Origin of the sequence: Clostridium sp. CAG:221 (assembly GCA_000435835.1) — a bacterium.
In the GTDB taxonomy this organism is placed as follows: Bacteria; Bacillota; Clostridia; order Clostridiales; family Clostridiaceae; genus Clostridium.
The window spans coordinates 25,498-45,428 of sequence record FR883361.1 but is presented as its reverse complement, the minus strand read 5'-3'; the positions used below and the strand labels follow the sequence as shown (position 1 = coordinate 45,428).

The window sequence follows — 19,931 nt, the reverse complement described above, 5'->3', positions numbered from 1 at the left end:
TGTTTTTTAAACAGGGGGTTTTTCAACAAACTGAAAAAAATCACACAGCTATGGCTGTGTGATTTTTTATGCATAAAGGGCAGTTTCTCTATATTCCTGTGGAGTCATATTTGTATATTTTTTAAAAATAGTACTGTAGTAACTTTGATTATTGAAGCCCACCTCCAGTGAGATATCCAGTAGAGTCATATTAGTATTTTTTAATAAATCCTTACTTCTTTCTATTTTATAATTATTTAAATAGTTAATAAATGTCTGACCAGTTTCTTTCTTGAACATACAGCAAAAATAGCATTTGTTTATTTTAAATTTGTCACAAATATCATTAATTGTAATTTGCTTGGCATAGTTCTTATGTACATAATCCAGTGATTCTTTGATTATTGGTGAGACATCAGAGATTTTTTCATAGGAGCATGTATTCTTATAGGATAAAAATAATTTAAGGAGTTTAATAAAGTAATTAAGCCCTTTTTCACAATTAATATAGTATAAGGATTCATTTTCTTTTAATGAGGTAGTAAAGGGACCTAGTAAAAGAAAAGTAGCAGAATTTTTATTATTGTTGGCAAAAGGAATTGCCACTATTTTTAAATGTCCTGATTGAATTTCTTGTGGTAAATTTATATTATTTTTAGCAATTTTATCTACAATATTTAAATCTATTAATGTATCTTTTGATAATTTGTTTAAATTACGTTCATAAAGAAAATTTGAATTTAAATCTATTATTGAAAGAGGAACATTGCAGCAATTAAAAAAATTATCTAATTTAGTATATAAAGCAGTCATTTTATACCTCCATAGTCAAAAATCTATAAAATAAAACATAAATATCCTTAAAAACAATCTTAAAAAGATATGTTATTATAATAAAAGTAAATGATAATCAGTTTCAATTATCGCAAAAAATAATAAAATGTCAATATGAAATAAAAATAAATATACTACCAGAGTACAGGGGGATATGGAATGTTAAGGAAGAAGATATGTCGTATATTATCAGCAATAATGATTGCTACATCAGTATTTGGAGCTATCACTCCAGTGGCAAAGGCTGATGTGATAAATGCATCAGTTTTAATAAATAAAGAACAATTACAAAGTGGAATATATACTGTAAAAAATACTACTAAGTATGTAGAAGAAGGTAATGCTACAGGCGAAGGTATGGCTAGAAAAGTATTAAAGGAAGATTCAAAGATAGTAGTTCAAAATGACAAAGTATTATTAACAATGTATTTTGATGAAGGAATGTTTAAAATGCTAAGTGATATAAAAGTTTCTATGGATGATACAGAATTAATAGCTGAGGTTAATAATGATGAAAAATCAGTTACTATGGAAGTACCATCTGTGGATTCAAAGGTTAAGGTTGATGTTACAGTTAGCATGATGGGAAGACAGGTATCTTTTTATGTAGAAAATAATATGGATACATTAACATTAGAAGAAGCTTTTGAAGAAGAAACAGGTGCTGTTGTTTTAGGGGATGGTAAATATAAAGCAAGTAATATTACAAGATACTCTACAGATAGTGAGCATGGGAATTCCTCAGCAAGAAGAGCTATCGAAAGTGAAACTTTAATAAGTGTTGAAAATGGCAGAACATATCTGACAATTACTTTTTCATCTATGTATTCTATGTTAGAAAATATTTCTGTTTCTTTAGATGGAAAAAAACTAGATATAGTTGAAGATTCAAATGCAAGAACAGTTACTTTTGAAGTTCCATCAGTAGATACAGAAGTATTATTAGGAATGAACATAAAAGGAATGAATCATCCAGTTGATTTCTATGTGATTAATGATATGGATACATTGGCAAAGATAAGTGAGGAGACAGATAATCCAGCAGAAGATGACAAGAATGACACAGCACCAGAAGTGCCTGAAACTCCAGAAGTTAAACCAGAAACTACACCAGACTCAGGAAATAATGGGGAAGGTTCAGAGACAATACCAGGAACTAAGGTATACACAATAGAAAATCAGGTATATCATGAAAATGCTACTGGTATGACAATGGCAAGACAATATTTAAATTCTACTTCCAAGGTAGAAGAAGTTAATGGTAAGTACTATGTAACAATGACTTTTACAGGTGTTGAATATATGAATAATCATCAAATATATGTAAATGGTAGCAAAGTTGATGCTGAAATTGTTGAAAGCACGTCAAGTAAGATAGCTTTAAGATTTGCCGTAGAAAGCTTAAGTGATTCAATTAAGGTGGGAACTTACGTAATTCCAATGGGCAGAACCATTGATTTTGATGTAAAGATGCTAGAAGATACTCTTACATTAGTTGATGGAAATGTTGAAGAAGATAAGGAAGAAGATAGTACAAATAACTCAACTGGTAATAATTCATCTTCAACAAATAATAGTACAAGCAATTCTGCTGATAACAAGGTAGAAGAAGAAACAAATGTTAAAGAAACAGTTACAGTTAAAGTTTACAATGTGCAAAATAATGTTACTCATCATAATGCAACAGGAGTAGCAATGGCGAGAAAATACTTAAATAGCAATACAGAAGTAAAAGAAATAAATGGTAAGTATTATGTGACATTAACATTTACAGGAACTGAATTCATGCAAAATCATGAAATTTATGTAAATGGTAGTAAGGTAAGTCATAGCATAGTTTCAAGTACTGGTGATTCAGTATCAATTAAATTTACTATTGCAAGCTTAAATGATGCAATATCAGTTAAAACTTATGTTGTACCAATGGCAAGAGATGTTGAATTTGGAGTTGAATTATTATTAGATACCATGACTTTAGTTAATGAGTATACTATAGAAGCTGATTCACTTCCAGAAACAGGAGCGACAACATCATCAGCATTAGCATTATCTATGGGCTTAATGGCAATTGGTTCAGGTGCTCTTTTAAGAAAAAAAGTTAAATAAGAAAAAAATAAAATGGGCTGAAAGGCCCATTTTCAGTGTAAAGGAAAAGGTGGAAAAAAATGAAAATAATTAATAAGATAAAGATATTTATGATGATGGTGTTATCAATAGTTATCATGGGAAATATTAATGTTTATACGGCTTTAGCAGAAGAAAATATTGCAAGTGGAATATATGAAGTAGCAAATGATGTATATCATGATACTGAAATTGGCATGTCTATGGCTAGAAGTTATTTAAATGATACTATGACAGTGAAGATTACCAAAGATGAAGTTCTTTATACTATTGGCTTCTCAGGAACTGATTATATGGAAAATTATAGAGTGAAGGTCAATGATGTTGAAGTGCCAGTAGAAAGAGTTGATGGAGATGGAATAGTAACATTGAAAGTATCTGCAACTTCATTAAGTGATGAATTAAAAGCATGTATATATGTAGGTCCAATGGGAAGAGACGTAGAGTTTGGAATAATACCAAAATTAGAAACAATGTCATTAATTGAATCTATTGAAGAAGAAAGTACAGAAGAAACTACTGAAAATAGTGCTATTGAAGAAATACAAGATAATGAAATAATGCCTATAAGTGAAAATAATAATACAGAAGAAAATAATAGTATTAGTAAAGTAATTTTATTTGGTGGAGTAGCAATATTAGTGATTGGTATAGTTTGTACTATAATGTTAAAAAGAAAAAAGTAAGACTGGAGAATTAATATGAAATTTAAGAATATATTAAGAATGTTAATGGTAACAATGCTTTCTGCAACAATGATAGGTTGTAGTAATGACAAAAAAGATGTTGTTGTTAACAATGATGAAGATGTTGTAGTAGCTACTTCTGTAGCAGTAACAGAAATTTTAGATGCTTTAGGAGTAAAAGTATCAGGAGTTCCTACCACTTCATATGAACTACCAGAAAGTACAAAGGAGGCAGTAGAAGTTGGTAATCCAATGAGTCCTGATTTAGAAATAATAAAGTCATTAAATCCGTCGGTGGTAGTGTCTGTTGATACATTAGGAGCAGATTATGAAAAGCTATTTACAGATAACAATATACCAAGTGAATTTGTTTCATTATCAAGCTTGGAAGGATTAAAAGAGACAGTTAGTAATTTAGGAAATAAATTTAATAAGCAGGCTGAGGCAGAAGCTATACTTAAAGAACTAAATACTAAGGAAGAAGAAATGGCTTCAATAAGTGAAAAAGAAAAACCTAATATACTTATTTTATTTGCAGCACCAGGTTCAACAATGATTGCCACTGAAAAATCTTATATAGGAAATTTAGTTAAAATTGTGGGAGGAAAGAACATTATTGAGGATACTTCTTTAGCGTATGTAACATATAGTAAGGAAGAAATAGCAAAGTTAAATCCAGATAAAATCCTTGTGATGGTACATGCGTTGCCAGAGGAGACGAAAGCAGCATTGGAAGCAGAAATGTCAACTGATTCTGCATGGCAGAATATTGAGGCTGTAAGAAATGGTAAGATTGAATATCTAGATAATACTTATTTTGGCATGAGTGCTAATTTAAAAGTAATTGAAGGTTTAGATATGCTATATGATATAGTACATGATAAAGGTGAGTAAGGATGAAGGTTTTAAGTAAAAAAACTAAAATTGCTTTTATTTTCTCTTTGTTGATAGTATTGATGGTAACTATCTTGATTTCATTAAGATTAGGAAGCATAGATATAAGCTTTACTGAACTAATCAAGGGAATGTTATCAGGAGAAAGTACTGGCAATGTTGGCATAATAAAGGATTTAAGAATGCCTAGAGTAATAATAGCAGTACTTATTGGAGCCAATCTAGCTATTTCAGGAGTACTTTTGCAAGCAGTAATAAGAAATCCCTTAGCTGATCCATATATTACAGGTATTTCATCTGGTGCTTGCGCTATAACGGTGTTTTTTATGGTATTTGTACCAAGTGTAACCACAATGAGACCTATATTTGGATTCTTAGGAGGGCTTGTATGTTGTGCTATTGTTTATTTGATGGCTTATAAAAAGGGTTTATCGCCTATAAGGATAGTTCTAGCAGGAGCAGCTTGTAATGCACTTTTAGGTGGGCTTTCATCAATGTTTACTGTAAGTGCTGGACTTGGAGCAAGTAATATACAAAAGTGGATCACGGGAAGCTTAGCTACAGTTAATTGGGATAATGTATATATGTTATTGCCATACTCAATTATAGGAATTATCTTAGCCATATGTACAAGCAAGATATGCAATGTTCTTCTTCTAGGAAGTAAGAACGCTAAAAGCTTAGGTTTTAATAGCGATTTATATATGATTTTAGTTACTTTAATTGCTGTATTTTTAGCAAGTATCTCAACGGCAATAGGTGGTGTTATTTCCTTTGTAGGATTGGTTGTTCCACATATATGTAGAATAATAGTAGGATCTGATCATAAGTATTTAATTCCTTGTAGTGGAATCTTAGGAGCTTTCTTAGTGTTATTTGCAGATACACTGGGAAGAATTATCATGAAGCCATATGAAATACCAGTTGGCGTTGTAACTTGTATAATAGGAGCACCATTTTTCTTATATCTTTTAAGAAGGAGCGACTTAAAATGATCAATGCAAATAAAATAGCTTTTACTTATGATAAGAAAAAAGAATTTATTAAAGATTTAACCTTTAATATTGAAAAAGGAAAAATAACCACAATACTTGGCCCAAACGGTAGTGGAAAATCTACAGTGCTAAGTTTATTATGTGGACTAAATAAGATTTCAGATGGTGAAATCATCATTAATGATAAAAATATTAATAACATGAAGTATAGGGATATTGCTAAGGAAATTGCCACTGTACACCAACAAAATACTGTACCCGATGACATAACAGTAAAAGAGCTTATAGCATATGGAAGAATGCCACATAAAAAGTATTTCCAAAAGAATGTTAAGGAAGACGAAGAAATAGTCCAGTGGGCAATTGAAAGGACTGGACTTGCAAAATTACAGCACAAGGAAGTCATGAGCATGTCCGGTGGAGAACGACAAAGAGTCTTTATAGCCATGGCTTTAGCTCAAAAAAGTAAGATATTATTTTTAGATGAGCCTACTACATATTTAGATATTTATCATCAAATAGAATTGTTGGAGCTTATAAAGGAATTAAAGGAAGAAGATGGATTAACTATAGTAATGGTCTTGCATGATATAAATCAAGCATTAACATATAGTGATAATATTATGGTTATGAAAAATGGTCAGCTTATTAAAATAGGCAAAGCAAGTGAAGTAATAAGTATGAATTTATTAAATGATGTTTATAATATAGGTGGATTCTTAAGTAATCAAAAAGATAATGTGTACTTTGTACCAATGAAAAGAGAAAAGAATTGCGTTTAACGCAATTCTTTTTGCTGTTTTTAATATAATAAAAGGTATAAATAATAATATAATGATTGTGATATAATAACAAATATGTAATAAAAAATAAATTTTAAGGAGTAGTTTATGATGGGAGAAATACTTGAGATAAAAAGAAAAGATGGAGTAATACTACAAGGTCAGTTTAAGCTTCTAGAAGAAAAAGATATTAAGGATATAATGAGATTACAGAAAATTGTTATAGATGCATTGGAAGATAAGCAATTATTTGCACCATCAGAGGAAGACGAATTCCTTTTATACATTAAAGAATTAGGTAATGTAATTGGATGCTATGAAAGTGAAAGCAATGAACTTATAGCTATGGGTGTATATGGTAAACTAGGACATAGAGAAAATAACTATGGTTATGATTTGGAAATGGCTAAAGAGGAATTGTTATCAGTAGGACAAATTGAATCAACGGTGGTTTCACCAGAGTACAGAGGAAATTCACTGCAAAAGAAGATTTGTCTTGAATTAGAAAGGATATCAAAAAATAATAATGATAAGCTATTATGTGCCACTGTTTCTCCTTATAATAAATATAGTTTAAAAAGCTTCTTAGATCTTGGCTATGAAATAAAAAAGGACAAGTTGAAATATGGTGGATTGAGAAGATACGTTGTAGCTAAGAAACTTCAAAAATAAATCTAAATACAATATGATGAAAAGTTTATGAAGTTATTTATTCTCTATATAGACAATGAATTAGCTTCAACTGGAGAGAGGTAGGAGAGAGTTATGAATATTGTAATGCTGATTACATCATTAATAATTATAGCGGTATGTTACTGGGAGGCACAAAGTGCAGCAAAGCCAAATAAAAATATTATATTAGGGGTAATGATTCCGCCATTAGAATTAAGCAACATGGAAGTAACAAAGATTACAAAAGAATTTATGTATAGTATAAAAATATTATCGGTACTAGCAATTGTCGTTTATTTTCCACTGATGTTTATAAGAACTGTATGGCTATTAATTGGATGGTTTTTATGGTTTGCATTATTTTACTATATCTATTATAAGGTGATTTGTAAGTACAATGGTAAATTAAAAGAAGTGAAAAGAAAAAATCATTGGCTTTTACCTAATAAGCATATTTCAAATATGGATATAGAGCTGAATGAAACAAAGAGTAAAATGCCTATATCAAAGTGGTTCTTTCTTTTAGCTTTATTTATAGGAGTTATTCCTTTTATATTAAATTTAATTAATAAAAATGAATATTTTAGCATAGCGGCTATATGTACAGGTAGTTCAATAGCTGGAACCATTATTCTTTTTATAATATATATGACTTATGTTAAAGGTAGAACTATTGTTTATTGTGATGAAAGTGAAATAAATATTGCTTGTAATAAGATTTATAAGAGAACCTGGAGTATTGTTTATATATTATTAGCAATATTACAAAGTATCACTAATACCATTATATATGTATTTATGCTATTGCCAAGAATAAATAAAAATGCCTTTTTATTTGCCATAACTTTACCAGTTGTAGTAATTGTTTTAGGGATAGTTTATGGTCACAGACGAATTATTAATATACAAAATAAACTTATTTCAAGTGCAAAAAATCCCATTTATGTAGATAGTGATGATTATTGGATTAATGGAATATTTTATAAAAATCCTTATGATAGTAGGGTAGTAGTGGAAGGAAGAATAGGAATAAAGCCTGTATATAATTTAGCTACTAAAAAAGGAAGACTTATAACTTATGGTGAAAATATTCTTGCAGCAGTAAGTGTACTAGCTATTATATTAATGATGATATCTTTTGAATTTTATGGATTTAATATGAAAATAAATGATGATGTTGTAAAGATAAATGCACCATTATATGGCACTGAATTGAAAATAAAAGATATTGAAAAAGTTGAAATAATAGATAAACTTAAAGTGAAGTTAAGGACAAATGGAATAGGAATGGATGAATATTCCGTTGGTAATTTCAATGTAGAAGGTTATGGAAAGTGTAAGCTGTATATTTATAATGATGTTAAACCGTATATACTAATTGAAAGTGATAATGAGCAAATCTTTATTAACGGTGAAGATAAGGAAGACACTTTAAGATATTATGATGAAATTATTGCAGTGATAAATAAGAAGTAGTGATTTTCTTAGGAAAATCACTATTTTTTTGCTTTAAAAGTAAAGAAATTTTTGCATAAGAAAAAAGTTAAATTGAAAAACTATTATATAAGTTAAAGTATTGGTGAGGTTAAAAATGAGCAAATTTAAATGGGAAAAAATTTTAAATAAGAAAAGAATAAGAGATTATAAAATCAATAAGAAGAGTTCAGATTGTAGGGATGAGTTTGAAAATGATTATGATCGAATTCTTTTTAGTGCATCTTTTAGAAGACTTCAAGATAAAGCACAAGTATTTCCCTTAGAAAAGCTTGACTTCGTAAGAACCAGGCTTACTCATTCATTAGAAGTTTCATCTATAGGAAAGTCATTAGGTATTAGTATAGGTAGTAGGTTAGTGAAAAAAACCATAAATTATGAGGAAAAGGTAACCATATCCATGGTTGAAGATATAAGTAATATTTTAGCATGTGCAGGACTAATACATGATTTGGGAAACCCACCTTTTGGTCATTTTGGAGAGGTAGCCATTAGAGAGTGGTTTAAAAATAAATTATGTAAAAATGAAGATGGAAGCTATAATTTTAAGTATGATAAATATGATTTTAATTTAGATAAACAAGAAGCTTTAGATTTATTAAACTTTGAAGGTAATGCTCAAGGACTTAGAATATTAACAAAATTACATTTTGTTATTGATAGATATGGCATGAACTTAACAACAGGTGTATTAAGTGCAATAATAAAATATCCTATTTCATCTTTAGATAAAGAAAATAGTAATTTAAAAAAGATTGGATATTATAAAGCAGAGGAAAAGATATTTAAAGAAATAGCGGAAGATACTGATATATGGAAGTGTAGAAATCCTCTTGTATATATTTTAGAAGCAGCTGATGATATAGCATATCTTTTAGGGGATTTGGAAGATGCATTTAATAAAAAGATAATAACACATGATATTTTTAAAATGAAATATGAAGAATTTATTAAAGAAGAGGGATATGAAGAAAAAACACTAGAAGAAAGCTTATCATTTTATCTTTCTAAAAATTATAATATAGCAAAAGAGGAATATGGATATGAAGATCCAGGAGAATATGCATTAAAATCATTTATTATTAAGCTTAATAGATATTTAAAAGATTCAGTTATTGAAGAGTTTATTAATTCTTATGATGAAATTATGGATGGAGTTTATGAAGGTGATTTAATAAGCAACTCAAAAGCTAATAAGATATCTTTATTTTTAAGAAGTATATCAAAAGAATATGTATATACCAATGAAAAAATAGTGGCAAATGAAATAGTTGGCTATAATATAATTCATAATCTTTTAGATATCTTTGTACCAGCAGCACTTAATAAAGAAGTTAAACCTTATAAAGGTTATGATGGGAAGCTTTATTCACTTATTTCAAAAAATTATAGGTTTGTATGTGAAAATAATATTGAACAAAAAGAATGCAGTGAAGAATATTCAAGATTATTATTAGTAACGGATTTTATATGTGGCATGACAGATTCTTATGCAGCTTATTTATATGAGGAAATAAATGGGATGAAGGCCTAGATAGTTATAAATTTTGAATGGACAGTGATAAATGAATTAGATAAAGAATAAAGTTAAAATCAGTAACATAGCCAGTTGCTGATTTTTTTTTGTAAAATACCACAGTAATATGTTAATATATAACATAAAAGAGATATAAAGTAAGGTGAGAGAGTGAAATATAATTTGACTACAGAAAGTGATAAAAAAGAAATATGTAATTGGCAGTATCCTGATGAGTATGCTATCTATAATTTTTCACCATATGAGGAGCTATTGAAAAATAAGCAGAGTTTTTGTAATCCAGCAATAGAAAAGAATTTTTACTCTTATTATGATGGGGAGACTTTAGTTGGTTTTATTAATATTTTTGAGGAAGAAAATAAAGTGTTTATAGGCATTGGTGTAAACCCGCAGTACTGTAACCAGGGGTATGGGAGGATGATCTTAGATACAGCTTATAAAATTTCTAAAGAATTATATCCTCTGAAGCCATTATATTTGGAAGTTAGAACATGGAATAAAAGAGTTATTAATTGTTATAAGAAAGCTGGTTTTGTAATTGAGAAGAAATTAAGGAAAACTACTACAATTGGAGAAGGTGAATTTTATAGGATGATAAGAAAATAATTTAACATTATAGAATTTGAAATAAGAAAAGGGGTATAAGATGGGAATTTTAAAATTAGTTGAAGTTAGTGAAAATTTTAGAGAACAAGTTTTAGAATATAAAGATGAATTTGATAATAATAATGAAATTTTACATGGTACAGCAGGCTTAGGAAAAGCTGAAAACTTTGAAGAATGGTTGAAGGCAATAGTTGACAATTCATTTGAAGAAACAGTAAGGCAAGGCTTTGTTCCATCATCTACTTATTTAGCTGTAAGGGTAGAAGATGACAAATTGCTAGGAATGATAGATATAAGGCATAAGCTAAATGAATATTTATTTAATTTTGGTGGACATATTGGCTATAGCATTAGAAAAAGTGAAAGAAGAAAAGGTTATGCAAAAGAAATGTTAGGACAAGCCTTAGGAAAATGCAGAGAAATGGGATTAGATAAAGTGCTAATCACCTGTGATAAAGAAAATATAGCTTCTGCTAGTACCATTAAAAGCCAAGGTGGGGTATTAGAAAATGAAGTAAATGAAGAAGATGAAATAGTTCAAAGATATTGGATTAATTTAAATAAATAGCAATAAGCATAAATAAAAGGGGAAGAAAAAATGAAAGAAAATACTTTTGTAAAAACACATGGATTAGGAAATGAATATATAGTTTTAGATAGTGATAATATCAGTTTTCAATTAACAGAAAAGGCTATAAAAAGGATTTGTAATGTTAATTTTGGTATAGGTTCAGATGGAATTCTTTTAAAGGTTCCTTCAGATAAAGCAGATTTTGGTCTTAGAATATATAATCCAGATGGATCTGAAGCTGAAAAGAGCGGTAATGGATTAAGAATATTCTGCAAGTATATTTATGATTATAACTTTACAGAAAATAGACAGTTTACTGTTGAAACTAAAGGTGGATTAGTTAATGCTGATATTGTTGAAGTTACTGAGGCTGGAAAAGCTAAACTAATCACAGTAGATATGGGACAAGCAATATTTAACGCAAAGGAAATTCCAACAAGATTTGATTCTGAAGAAGCCATAGGTAAAAAACTAATGGCAAATGGAAAAGAATTTGAAGTTAACTGCGTATCTATGGGAAATCCCCATTGTGTTGTTTTAAAGGATAAGTTAAGTATAGATGAAATTAAAGAATATGGTAGATACTTAGAACATCATGAAATGTTTCCTAACAGAATTAATGTTCAATTTGCTAAGGTTATTTCAAGAAATGAAGCAGAAATTCTTATTTGGGAAAGAGGAGCAGAATTTACTTTAGCATCAGGAACTTCTTCTTGTGCAGTAGCTTGTGTTTTAAGAAAAAGAAATCTTATTGATAATAAGGTAAAAATAAAAATGCTTGGTGGTGAGCTTACAATTGAAATAGATGATGACTTTAATGTAAGAATGACTGGAGAAGTTAGACAAATAGCTGAAGGAATTTTAAATGGAGAACTTATTGAAGACCTTAAGTAAATGAAAAATGAAGAATTAAGAATTAAAAATGAGTGAGGAAACTCCTTGAGGGGAGTTTCTGTAAAGCATAATAGAATGTTTTGTTTATTGAAAGAGTAATATAATTTTGTGAGGTGAAAGGGATGGTGGATAATAGTAAGAGAAATAGTGCAGTGAAAAGTGGAATTTCATTTGGGACATGCTTAGCTATGGTAATATCTTATACTGCATGGAAATCAATTGGATGGGCAATTATACATGGACTGTTAAGTTGGGTATATGTAATTTATTATTTTGCAAAATATTATTAGTTTGAAAGTAAGGGTAGTGTTTAAATGGACTTTAAGGTTACTGATAAAATTAATGCAAAAGATAAAGAAATTATATTTCAAGGATTATTAGAATATAATTTGGCAAGACTAGAAGATAAAACTCCTCAAGACTTAGGTGTTTATTTAAAAGATGACAATGATGAACTTTTAGCAGGTTTAATAGGCAATACTCATGGAAATTGGCTAACAGTAAAATATTTATGGGTAAGTGAAGCTTTAAGAGGACAGAGTATTGGTAGTGATATTTTAAGAAAAGCTGAGGAAGAGGCAAAGGGGCGAGGGTGTAAGTATGTATTTTTAGATACATTTAGTTTTCAAGCACCAGAATTTTATAAAAAACATGGATATAAAGAAAAGTTTGTTTTAGAAGAATATCCATTAGAAGGAAAGCGTCATTATTTTACTAAAAGACTGTAAACAAGTATATGAGAGAAAAAGGATAATAGTGATGAAAGATTATGATATAAGAGAATGTAGTAATGAAGAAGCAGATTTTGTTATTGATAAATTAGTAGAATACAATTTATCCAAAGTAGCAAGTACACAAGAAAATGACTTTTTAAATATAGATAGAGTTGTAGAAGATGTTAAAGGTAATATCATTGCTGGAATACTTGCCAAAATGTATTGTTGGAACTGCTTATATATAGATGTTTTATGGGTTGAAGAAGGTTATAGAAAAGATGGATTAGGATCAAAGTTATTAAAAGAAATTGAAAATATTGCAATAGAAAAAGGATGTCATTTGATTCATTTGGATACTTTTGATTTTCAAGCAAAGGATTTTTATATTAAGCATGGATATGAAGTATTTGGTGTTTTAGATGAATGTCCAAAGAAGCATAAAAGATATTATCTTAAAAAGTTAATTAAATAAATATATATAGGAGGAATTAGTAATATGAATAAAAAATTAGCAATCTTAGTAATAGTCTTTAGTGGTATAGCTGCATTGTTATCTGGAGGAATAAAGATGATGGTGGCGTATGCTGCTAATATAGCTTTGATTTCATTAGGTTATTTATATATGGTAAATAACAAAAAGAATGAGATATTACCATAAATAATAAAGGGTAAAGAGTGATGAGTAAGGAAAAGAATTTTATAAAACGAGTTATTATTGGAGCAGGTAATACTTCTTATGAAGGGTGGATAGCAACACAAGATGAAGATTTAAATCTTCTAAATGTTGATGATTACTATTGATGCATATAAAGAGTAGATATATAGGATATATAAGGAGATAACCAAATATGTATAGAGAAATTTTGCAAATATTAAGATGCCCAAAGTGTAATGAGGAGCTAGCTTTAATTACTGAAAAAGAAGAAGATAGTGAAATTATTGCAGGAAAATTAAAATGTAAAAATAATCATTGCTGGCAGATAAGTGAAGGTGTGATAAATTTTCAATCAGTAGAACAAGAGCAATTTAATAATTGGACAGAATCTTATAAAGAGTATAACTATGAAGAAATGGATGAAAAAATCCTAAAAGGAACACCTAAAAATCAAAAAGAAATAAATGAGGAAGCTAAAAGAATCATTATAAATAATATAAATGAAGAAGAAAATGAGTTTATCCTTGATATAGCAACTGGCAGGGGAATGTTATTTACAGAAATGTTGAAAGAATTACAGGGTAAATCACAAATATTATGTACAGATTTAAGTTTTGAAGTATTAAAATACGATAGGCTTAAAGCCAAAAAAATAAATCCTAAAGTTAAAGTAAATTATATAGCTTGTGATGCCACTAAGCTACCGTTAAAGGATAATAGCATTGATACTGCTACTTCATTTTTTGGAATTGCTAATATGCTTAATTTAACTTTAGAGGGAATAAAAGAAGCTAATAGAGTATTAAAGAATGGTAAACATTTCTTTAATGCTTTCATTACCATTAAAGAAGATTCAAAGGGTTTTCAAAGTATAAAGCAATTTTATAAAGATAATAATGCTATTGAAATGGAAAAGTTTTTGTTAGAGCCTGCAATAGAAAAAGCCCATAGTGAAGCAAATTTTAAAGATATAAAAATAATAACTATTGGGGAGTCCATAGGAGAAAAAAGTGAATTGGATTTAATTCCTTTTGAAGGAGAATGGTTTGCAGTGATTGTAGTAGAAGGCATAAAGTAAAAAGTATGAAATATTAAGCTAAAATAAGGAGAAGATTATGAAGAATGTTTTTCTGGTATATGATGATTGTTGCTTTTATGAAATAGTGATATTAAATTACTTTATGAAATTTACAGGTCAAGATGTAGTTATTTGTTCACTAAATGGAAGTGCTATAACTTGTATGGAAGGTTATTCAGTTAATGTAGATATGGCATTAAAAGATGTAGAAATAGATAATATAAAGAGTTTGATTATTCCAGGTGGAGATATAAAGACTATATGTAATGAAGAGATATATGAACTTATCAGAGATTTAGTGAAAAAAGAAATAATTGTAGCAGCTATTTGTGCCGGAGTGAATGTACTAGAAAATGCAGGGGTATTAAAAGATACTAAATCAACTCATTCAGAGGATACTGATATTTATAATGATAAAAAGGTAATTACAGCAAGAGCTAATGCATATGTGGATTTTGCCATTGAAGTTGCTAAGGAATTAAATTTATTCAAAGATGAAATCGATTTAAAGGAAACCATAGATTTTTGGAAATTTCATAAAAGAGTTCAGTAAGATGCAAAATATGGATAATAGTTATGGAGAAAATTAATGTGAAAATATTATATGCTTAAATATAATATTGGAAATAATAAATATATAAGAATAAAAATAAAAAAAATATGTTAAATTAATAACGGCTTTATGTTATAATTGTGAAAAATTCAATCTTAGGAAATTAAGGTGTAGAAAAAATGATTAAACAAACAAAAGATATGAAGGCATTAGAGGTTTTTAATAATGTCTGTGAGGAGACTATAGAAATAATTTTAGAGCAAGGAGAAATAAGAAAATATAGTAAAGATACCATTGTTTTTTACGATAAAGAAGATGTATCAGATATTTATATAGTTATTAGTGGAACTGTATCTCTTTATAAACTAAATGAAAATGGGCAAAAAAAGGTGATATTTATTTTAGGTGAAGGAAAAGTAGTAAATGAAGTTATTATAAAAGAACTTCCTGCATCAATAAATTGTCGGGCTTTTGAGGATGCTGAGCTTTTAAAGATTAATAAAAATAAACTTCTTGAGATAATGAAGTATGACTTTGAGCTATGTAAGAATATAATAATTTCACTTTCAATGAAAACTAGAAGGATGTATAGACAACTGAAGAATACTCCGCCATCTATAAAAATAGAAAAAAAGTTAGCAGCAAAAATTTATAAATTAGGTCGTGATTATGGCGTTGAAACTGAGGAAGGCATAGTAATAAAGATGAATTTAACAGTAACTTATTTAGCAGATTTATTAGGTAGCCAAAGGGAGACAGTATCAAGGGCTTTGAAAATACTACAAGATAAAAAGCTTATTTCTTATAAAGATAAAATTATATTAATTTATGATTTAAATAAAATTTCAGAATTTTTTAAAACATCGTGATAAATATCACGGTGTTTATTTTTATCTTAACATATAATTAGCTCATGAATGGTTGTTTAATTTTTAACAACGTTGTTAAAAAACATTTATCAATAAAAATTGATATTAATAAAGAAAAAGGAGTGTTACGATGGGCTACAAGGTTATAACGGAAAATGTAAATAATATTTTAAGACAGTTATCTAAAGATTATTTAATATATGCCCCAAAAGTATTTGAAGGTGATGGAAGATTTTCAGATACTGATACTATAAGATATGGAGAAATATCTTCAATAGAAGAAATAGTGTTTGATAAAAAATCAGAATATTCATTTAAGGAAATTCTTTTACCTATTTCAGAAACTTTATTCTATTTTACAGAGGATAATGTAGTTGTTCCAGAAGGACCAAAAAAAGGAGCTATAATCTTTTTAAGAAGCTGTGATTTACATGGGTTAAAACGTATGGATCAAATATATTTAAATAATGGACCAGAAGATTTCTACTATAAGAGATTAAGAGAAAATACAAGATTCATACTTATGGGATGTAGCCATACATTTGATAATTGCTTCTGTGTAGATATGAATAGCAACAAAAGCGACAATTATGATGCATACATAGATGTTGATGGAGATTATACATATTTTGATTGTAAGTGGGATGAACTTGCAGCTTTAATTGAAAAAGAAGGAAATGTAGCTTGTGAAGTTACTCCAAAATATGTAGAAAGTAATAAAGTTAATGTAAACATACCTGAGAATTTATCTGGTAAAGTGTTTAACTCAAAAGTTTGGGATGAATATACAAGTAGATGTATAGCTTGTGGACGTTGTAATTTTGTATGTCCAACATGTACATGCTTCACTATGCAAGATATAGCATATAAGGAAAATAAGAATTCAGGTGAAAGACGTAGAGTATGGGCATCATGTATGGTTGATGGATATACAGATATGGCTGGAGGAATTACCTTTAGAAAACCTAATGGAGACCGTATGAGATTTAAAGTAATGCATAAAGTTTATGATTATAAGAAAAGATTTGGGTACAATATGTGTGTAGGATGCGGACGTTGTGATGATGTATGTCCAGAATACATATCTTTCTCAAATTGTATAAATAAGCTTGAAGATGCTGTAAAAGAGGTGGAATAAGATGAATAATGAATATATGCCATTTATGTCTGAGATAAAGGAAATAATTAAACATACAGATATTGAATATACGTTCCGTATGACTTATGAGGGAGACGTTAAGCCAGGACAATTCTTTGAAGTATCAATACCTACTTTTGGAGAAGCTCCTATATCTGTAAGTGGTATTGGTGAAGGAACAGTTGACCTTACTATTCGTAAAGTTGGAAAGGTTACTAATGAAATATTCACTAACTATGTAGGAAATAAGCTGTTCTTAAGAGGTCCTTACGGAAATGGATTTGATGTTAATGATTATAAAGGTAAGGAACTTACTATAGTAGCAGGAGGAACAGGACTTTCACCTGTAAAAGCAGTAGTTGATTACTTTGCTAAAAATATTTCTGAAGCAGTACATACTAATTTAATATGTGGATTTAAATCAACTGACGATATTTTATTTAAAGATGATATTAAAGAATGGGAAAAAAGTATCAATGTAACTTTAACAGTAGATAATGCTGAAGAAGGATATAAAGGAAATACTGGATTAGTTACTAAATATATTCCTGAATTAGAAATAAAAGATATAGAAAATACAGCATTTGTAGTTGTTGGACCTCCAATAATGATGAAATTTACAGTGGCAGAAATTCTTAAAAGAGGGGTAGCAGAAGAAAATATCTGGGTATCTTATGAAAGAAAAATGTGCTGTGGCTTAGGAAAGTGTGGTCACTGTAAGATGGATGATACTTATATCTGCCTTGATGGACCAGTATTTAACTACACTAAGGCTAAAAATTTAGTTGATTAGGAGGAGCGAAGCTGTGGATATAAATACTAAAAAGCTTAAAAAGAATGCATTTAGAATAACTAAGGAAAGAGGAATTACAGCATCAAGAGTAAGAGTTCCAGGAGGACACTTAGATGCTGAACTTCTAGGAAAAATTCAAGAAATATCTGAAAAATATGGTAATGGAAAAGTTCATATAACTTCAAGACAAGGTTTTGAAATATTAGGAATTAAATTTGAGCATATTGATGCAGTAAATGAAATGCTTCAACCTATAATTGATAAATTAGAAATAAATCAAGAAGATCCAGGTACTGGGTATTCGGCAGCAGGTACTAGAAATGTTTCTGCTTGTATAGGAAATGCAGTATGTCCATTTGCTAACTATAAAACATCTGATTTTGCTAAGAAAATTGAAAAGGTAATATTCCCAAATGACCTTCATGTAAAGATAGCGTTAACAGGATGTCCTAACGACTGTGCAAAGGTAAGAATGCATGATTTTGGTATTATAGGTATGACAGAACCACAATATGACGAAAGTAGATGTATAAACTGTCAAGCATGTTTAAAGGCTTGTAAGAAATTATCTGTTGGTGCTTTAAGTTCTGAAAATTATAAGATTGTAAGAAATACTGAAAAATGTATAGGTTGTGGTGTATGTGTGGAAAAATGTCCTACAAGAGCATTCACAAGAAGTAAGGAAAAATATTATAAACTTACTATAATGGGTAGAACAGGTAAAAAGAACCCAAGATTAGGGCAAGATTTTATTATTTGGGCTGATGAAGAAAGCATTATAAAAATAATATCAAATACTTACAAATTCACAAAAGAATATATAGCAAAGGATGCACCAGGTGGAAAAGAACACGTAGGTTACATAGTTGACAGAGTTGGCTTCCATGAGTTTAAAAAATGGGCTTTAGATGGTGTTGAATTAGGAGAAAAGGCTATAGTTAAAGAAAATGTTTATTGGGGTGGGATTCATTTTAATTCTGTAGATAACCAATAATATATATATTTACTTTAACAAAGGAGAAAGCTATAATGGAGAAAAATTTTAAAAACAAACTTAGAAATATGCCAATAGCAATAGTACCTACAATGGTAGGGGCAGCAACACTTTCTAATGTATATCAAGGATTAGGATTTACTTGGATAAAGCATATAACTATATGGGCTGCTATATTAATATTACTATCATATTTAGGAAAAATAGTATTCCACTTTGATGCTGTTAAGTCTGAGTATAGTAATACTGTTCCAGCTAGTCTTTATGCTGGATTAACAATGATAACTATGATAATAGGAAGTTATGTATTTACTTATAACCAAACTATAGGTAAAGGATTATGGTTTGTAGGGCTTATATTACATGCAATACATATATGCGTATTTACATTTAGAAATGTATTTAAAGGTATAAATAAAGAAACTTTTGTACCAAGTTGGTTCGTTACTTATAACGGAATCATGGTTGCAACTGTAGTTGGTGGAGTTATGAATGAGCCAGCTATAGGCAAGGTAATAGTATATTATGGTATAACTATATTATGTATAATAATGCCATTTATGGTTTACAGATTAGCAAAGCATTCAATAAAAGATGCTATGTATCATACACAAGCTATATTACTTGCACCTTCAAGCCTTTGCTTAGTTAGTTATTTAAACTTTATTGAAAAACCAAATAAGATAGTTGTCTATGCTTTATATGCATTAGCATTTTGTTCTTTCTTATTTATTTTATATAAAATGCCAAAATTCTTTGGATTTACTTTTAATCCAGGATTTGCAGGACTTACATTCCCTATGGCAATAGGAATTGTTGCTTCAACAAAAATGTCAGCATTTTTAATAGCACAAGGAAATGAAAGTTTTGGTAGTATAGTAAAAGAAATATCTGGAATACAAATCTATATAACAACAGCTATTATTGGTTTTGTACTTTATAACTTTGCAAGAATGCTAGTTAGAAGCTATAAAAATAATGGTTAATAGATAATTTATAATTGATATTTAATGAAGAAACTCCTTAGGGAGTTTCTTTCACTAGAAATACTTTTTTGTAAAATTATA

At 28.9% G+C, this 19,931-nt stretch carries 24 protein-coding genes; 23 read left to right on the top strand and 1 reads right to left on the bottom strand.

Annotated features, from left to right (window positions below):
- Window positions 1-66: 66 nt before the first annotated feature.
- The gene (locus Q5O44_RS01385) at window positions 67-792 is read right to left on the bottom strand and encodes a helix-turn-helix transcriptional regulator (RefSeq protein ID WP_022166592.1); all 726 of its coding nucleotides are present in this window, start codon (window positions 790-792) and stop codon (window positions 67-69) included.
- A 180-nt stretch (window positions 793-972) separates the two neighbouring features.
- Here Q5O44_RS01385 and Q5O44_RS01380 point away from each other — a divergent pair, with 180 nt between their 5' ends.
- The 23 genes from Q5O44_RS01380 (at window position 973) to Q5O44_RS01270 (ending at window position 19,850) form a co-directional block, all read left to right on the top strand.
- Entirely contained in the window at window positions 973-2,919 is a 1,947-nt protein-coding gene (locus Q5O44_RS01380) for an NEAT domain-containing protein (RefSeq protein ID WP_022166591.1), read from the top strand.
- A gap of 59 nt (window positions 2,920-2,978) precedes the next feature.
- Entirely contained in the window at window positions 2,979-3,623 is a 645-nt protein-coding gene (locus Q5O44_RS01375; RefSeq protein ID WP_022166590.1) for an NEAT domain-containing protein, read from the top strand.
- A 15-nt stretch (window positions 3,624-3,638) separates the two neighbouring features.
- Window positions 3,639-4,517 (top strand): heme ABC transporter substrate-binding protein IsdE, encoded by an 879-nt coding sequence (gene isdE / locus Q5O44_RS01370; protein WP_022166589.1) that lies wholly within the window; start codon window positions 3,639-3,641, stop codon window positions 4,515-4,517.
- 2 nt (window positions 4,518-4,519) lie between these two features.
- Window positions 4,520-5,512, top strand: coding sequence for an iron ABC transporter permease (locus Q5O44_RS01365; RefSeq protein ID WP_022166588.1), 993 nt, complete (start codon window positions 4,520-4,522; stop codon window positions 5,510-5,512).
- The gene (locus tag Q5O44_RS01360; protein WP_022166587.1) at window positions 5,509-6,294 is read left to right on the top strand and encodes an ABC transporter ATP-binding protein; all 786 of its coding nucleotides are present in this window, start codon (window positions 5,509-5,511) and stop codon (window positions 6,292-6,294) included. Before Q5O44_RS01365 ends, Q5O44_RS01360 begins: the two co-directional genes overlap by 4 nt.
- Before the next feature lie 108 nt (window positions 6,295-6,402).
- A complete protein-coding gene (locus Q5O44_RS01355) occupies window positions 6,403-6,966 on the top strand; it encodes a GNAT family N-acetyltransferase (protein WP_022166586.1) in 564 nt (187 codons plus the stop codon).
- Between the two features lie 93 nt (window positions 6,967-7,059).
- Window positions 7,060-8,442: a PH domain-containing protein gene (locus Q5O44_RS01350; protein ID WP_022166585.1), complete on the top strand. Its 1,383-nt coding sequence runs from the start codon at window positions 7,060-7,062 to the stop codon at window positions 8,440-8,442.
- 115 nt (window positions 8,443-8,557) lie between these two features.
- A complete protein-coding gene (locus tag Q5O44_RS01345) occupies window positions 8,558-9,994 on the top strand; it encodes a deoxyguanosinetriphosphate triphosphohydrolase (RefSeq protein ID WP_022166584.1) in 1,437 nt (478 codons plus the stop codon).
- A gap of 153 nt (window positions 9,995-10,147) precedes the next feature.
- Entirely contained in the window at window positions 10,148-10,603 is a 456-nt protein-coding gene (locus tag Q5O44_RS01340) for a GNAT family N-acetyltransferase (RefSeq protein WP_022166583.1), read from the top strand.
- Between the two features lie 40 nt (window positions 10,604-10,643).
- Window positions 10,644-11,171, top strand: coding sequence for a GNAT family N-acetyltransferase (locus Q5O44_RS01335; protein WP_022166582.1), 528 nt, complete (start codon window positions 10,644-10,646; stop codon window positions 11,169-11,171).
- 30 nt (window positions 11,172-11,201) lie between these two features.
- Window positions 11,202-12,068, top strand: a complete 867-nt coding sequence (gene dapF, locus Q5O44_RS01330; RefSeq protein WP_022166581.1) for a diaminopimelate epimerase — start codon at window positions 11,202-11,204, stop codon at window positions 12,066-12,068.
- A gap of 122 nt (window positions 12,069-12,190) precedes the next feature.
- Window positions 12,191-12,358: a hypothetical protein gene (locus Q5O44_RS01325; RefSeq protein WP_022166580.1), complete on the top strand. Its 168-nt coding sequence runs from the start codon at window positions 12,191-12,193 to the stop codon at window positions 12,356-12,358.
- Window positions 12,359-12,382: 24 nt separating this feature from the next.
- Complete coding sequence (locus tag Q5O44_RS01320; protein WP_022166579.1) at window positions 12,383-12,796, top strand: GNAT family N-acetyltransferase; 414 nt, start codon at window positions 12,383-12,385, stop codon at window positions 12,794-12,796.
- A gap of 31 nt (window positions 12,797-12,827) precedes the next feature.
- Window positions 12,828-13,256, top strand: coding sequence for a GNAT family N-acetyltransferase (locus tag Q5O44_RS01315; RefSeq protein ID WP_022166578.1), 429 nt, complete (start codon window positions 12,828-12,830; stop codon window positions 13,254-13,256).
- 24 nt (window positions 13,257-13,280) lie between these two features.
- A complete protein-coding gene (locus Q5O44_RS01310; RefSeq protein WP_022166577.1) occupies window positions 13,281-13,442 on the top strand; it encodes a hypothetical protein in 162 nt (53 codons plus the stop codon).
- A gap of 20 nt (window positions 13,443-13,462) precedes the next feature.
- A complete protein-coding gene (locus Q5O44_RS01305; protein ID WP_022166576.1) occupies window positions 13,463-13,585 on the top strand; it encodes a hypothetical protein in 123 nt (40 codons plus the stop codon).
- Between the two features lie 47 nt (window positions 13,586-13,632).
- Window positions 13,633-14,517: a class I SAM-dependent methyltransferase gene (locus Q5O44_RS01300; protein ID WP_022166575.1), complete on the top strand. Its 885-nt coding sequence runs from the start codon at window positions 13,633-13,635 to the stop codon at window positions 14,515-14,517.
- 37 nt (window positions 14,518-14,554) lie between these two features.
- Window positions 14,555-15,070: a DJ-1/PfpI family protein gene (locus Q5O44_RS01295; protein ID WP_022166574.1), complete on the top strand. Its 516-nt coding sequence runs from the start codon at window positions 14,555-14,557 to the stop codon at window positions 15,068-15,070.
- Window positions 15,071-15,249: 179 nt separating this feature from the next.
- A complete protein-coding gene (locus Q5O44_RS01290; RefSeq protein ID WP_022166573.1) occupies window positions 15,250-15,939 on the top strand; it encodes a Crp/Fnr family transcriptional regulator in 690 nt (229 codons plus the stop codon).
- A gap of 130 nt (window positions 15,940-16,069) precedes the next feature.
- Window positions 16,070-17,077, top strand: a complete 1,008-nt coding sequence (gene asrA / locus Q5O44_RS01285) for an anaerobic sulfite reductase subunit AsrA (protein ID WP_022166572.1) — start codon at window positions 16,070-16,072, stop codon at window positions 17,075-17,077.
- Window position 17,078: 1 nt separating this feature from the next.
- Complete coding sequence (gene asrB, locus Q5O44_RS01280; protein ID WP_022166571.1) at window positions 17,079-17,870, top strand: anaerobic sulfite reductase subunit AsrB; 792 nt, start codon at window positions 17,079-17,081, stop codon at window positions 17,868-17,870.
- Window positions 17,871-17,883: 13 nt separating this feature from the next.
- Window positions 17,884-18,864 (top strand): sulfite reductase subunit C, encoded by a 981-nt coding sequence (asrC, locus tag Q5O44_RS01275; RefSeq protein WP_022166570.1) that lies wholly within the window; start codon window positions 17,884-17,886, stop codon window positions 18,862-18,864.
- Between the two features lie 35 nt (window positions 18,865-18,899).
- Window positions 18,900-19,850, top strand: a complete 951-nt coding sequence (locus Q5O44_RS01270) for a TDT family transporter (RefSeq protein WP_022166569.1) — start codon at window positions 18,900-18,902, stop codon at window positions 19,848-19,850.
- Window positions 19,851-19,931 lie beyond the last annotated feature (81 nt).

Bases quoted from the DNA above. Each gene is read 5' to 3' on its own strand.
- Q5O44_RS01320 (WP_022166579.1), top strand. From the start codon at position 12,383: ATGGACTTTAAGGTTACTGATAAAATTAATGCAAAAGATAAAGAAATT.
- Q5O44_RS01345 (WP_022166584.1), top strand. From the start codon at position 8,558: ATGAGCAAATTTAAATGGGAAAAAATTTTAAATAAGAAAAGAATAAGA.
- Q5O44_RS01310 (WP_022166577.1), top strand. From the start codon at position 13,281: ATGAATAAAAAATTAGCAATCTTAGTAATAGTCTTTAGTGGTATAGCT.
- asrB (WP_022166571.1), top strand. From the start codon at position 17,079: ATGAATAATGAATATATGCCATTTATGTCTGAGATAAAGGAAATAATT.
- asrA (WP_022166572.1), top strand. From the start codon at position 16,070: ATGGGCTACAAGGTTATAACGGAAAATGTAAATAATATTTTAAGACAG.
- Q5O44_RS01305 (WP_022166576.1), top strand. From the start codon at position 13,463: ATGAGTAAGGAAAAGAATTTTATAAAACGAGTTATTATTGGAGCAGGT.
- Q5O44_RS01365 (WP_022166588.1), top strand. From the start codon at position 4,520: ATGAAGGTTTTAAGTAAAAAAACTAAAATTGCTTTTATTTTCTCTTTG.
- Q5O44_RS01385 (WP_022166592.1), bottom strand. From the start codon at position 792: ATGACTGCTTTATATACTAAATTAGATAATTTTTTTAATTGCTGCAAT.
- isdE (WP_022166589.1), top strand. From the start codon at position 3,639: ATGAAATTTAAGAATATATTAAGAATGTTAATGGTAACAATGCTTTCT.
- Q5O44_RS01350 (WP_022166585.1), top strand. From the start codon at position 7,060: ATGAATATTGTAATGCTGATTACATCATTAATAATTATAGCGGTATGT.
- Q5O44_RS01325 (WP_022166580.1), top strand. From the start codon at position 12,191: ATGGTGGATAATAGTAAGAGAAATAGTGCAGTGAAAAGTGGAATTTCA.
- Q5O44_RS01295 (WP_022166574.1), top strand. From the start codon at position 14,555: ATGAAGAATGTTTTTCTGGTATATGATGATTGTTGCTTTTATGAAATA.
- Q5O44_RS01375 (WP_022166590.1), top strand. From the start codon at position 2,979: ATGAAAATAATTAATAAGATAAAGATATTTATGATGATGGTGTTATCA.
- Q5O44_RS01355 (WP_022166586.1), top strand. From the start codon at position 6,403: ATGATGGGAGAAATACTTGAGATAAAAAGAAAAGATGGAGTAATACTA.
- Q5O44_RS01360 (WP_022166587.1), top strand. From the start codon at position 5,509: ATGATCAATGCAAATAAAATAGCTTTTACTTATGATAAGAAAAAAGAA.
- dapF (WP_022166581.1), top strand. From the start codon at position 11,202: ATGAAAGAAAATACTTTTGTAAAAACACATGGATTAGGAAATGAATAT.
- Q5O44_RS01300 (WP_022166575.1), top strand. From the start codon at position 13,633: ATGTATAGAGAAATTTTGCAAATATTAAGATGCCCAAAGTGTAATGAG.
- Q5O44_RS01270 (WP_022166569.1), top strand. From the start codon at position 18,900: ATGGAGAAAAATTTTAAAAACAAACTTAGAAATATGCCAATAGCAATA.
- Q5O44_RS01380 (WP_022166591.1), top strand. From the start codon at position 973: ATGTTAAGGAAGAAGATATGTCGTATATTATCAGCAATAATGATTGCT.
- Q5O44_RS01315 (WP_022166578.1), top strand. From the start codon at position 12,828: ATGAAAGATTATGATATAAGAGAATGTAGTAATGAAGAAGCAGATTTT.
- Q5O44_RS01290 (WP_022166573.1), top strand. From the start codon at position 15,250: ATGATTAAACAAACAAAAGATATGAAGGCATTAGAGGTTTTTAATAAT.
- Q5O44_RS01335 (WP_022166582.1), top strand. From the start codon at position 10,644: ATGGGAATTTTAAAATTAGTTGAAGTTAGTGAAAATTTTAGAGAACAA.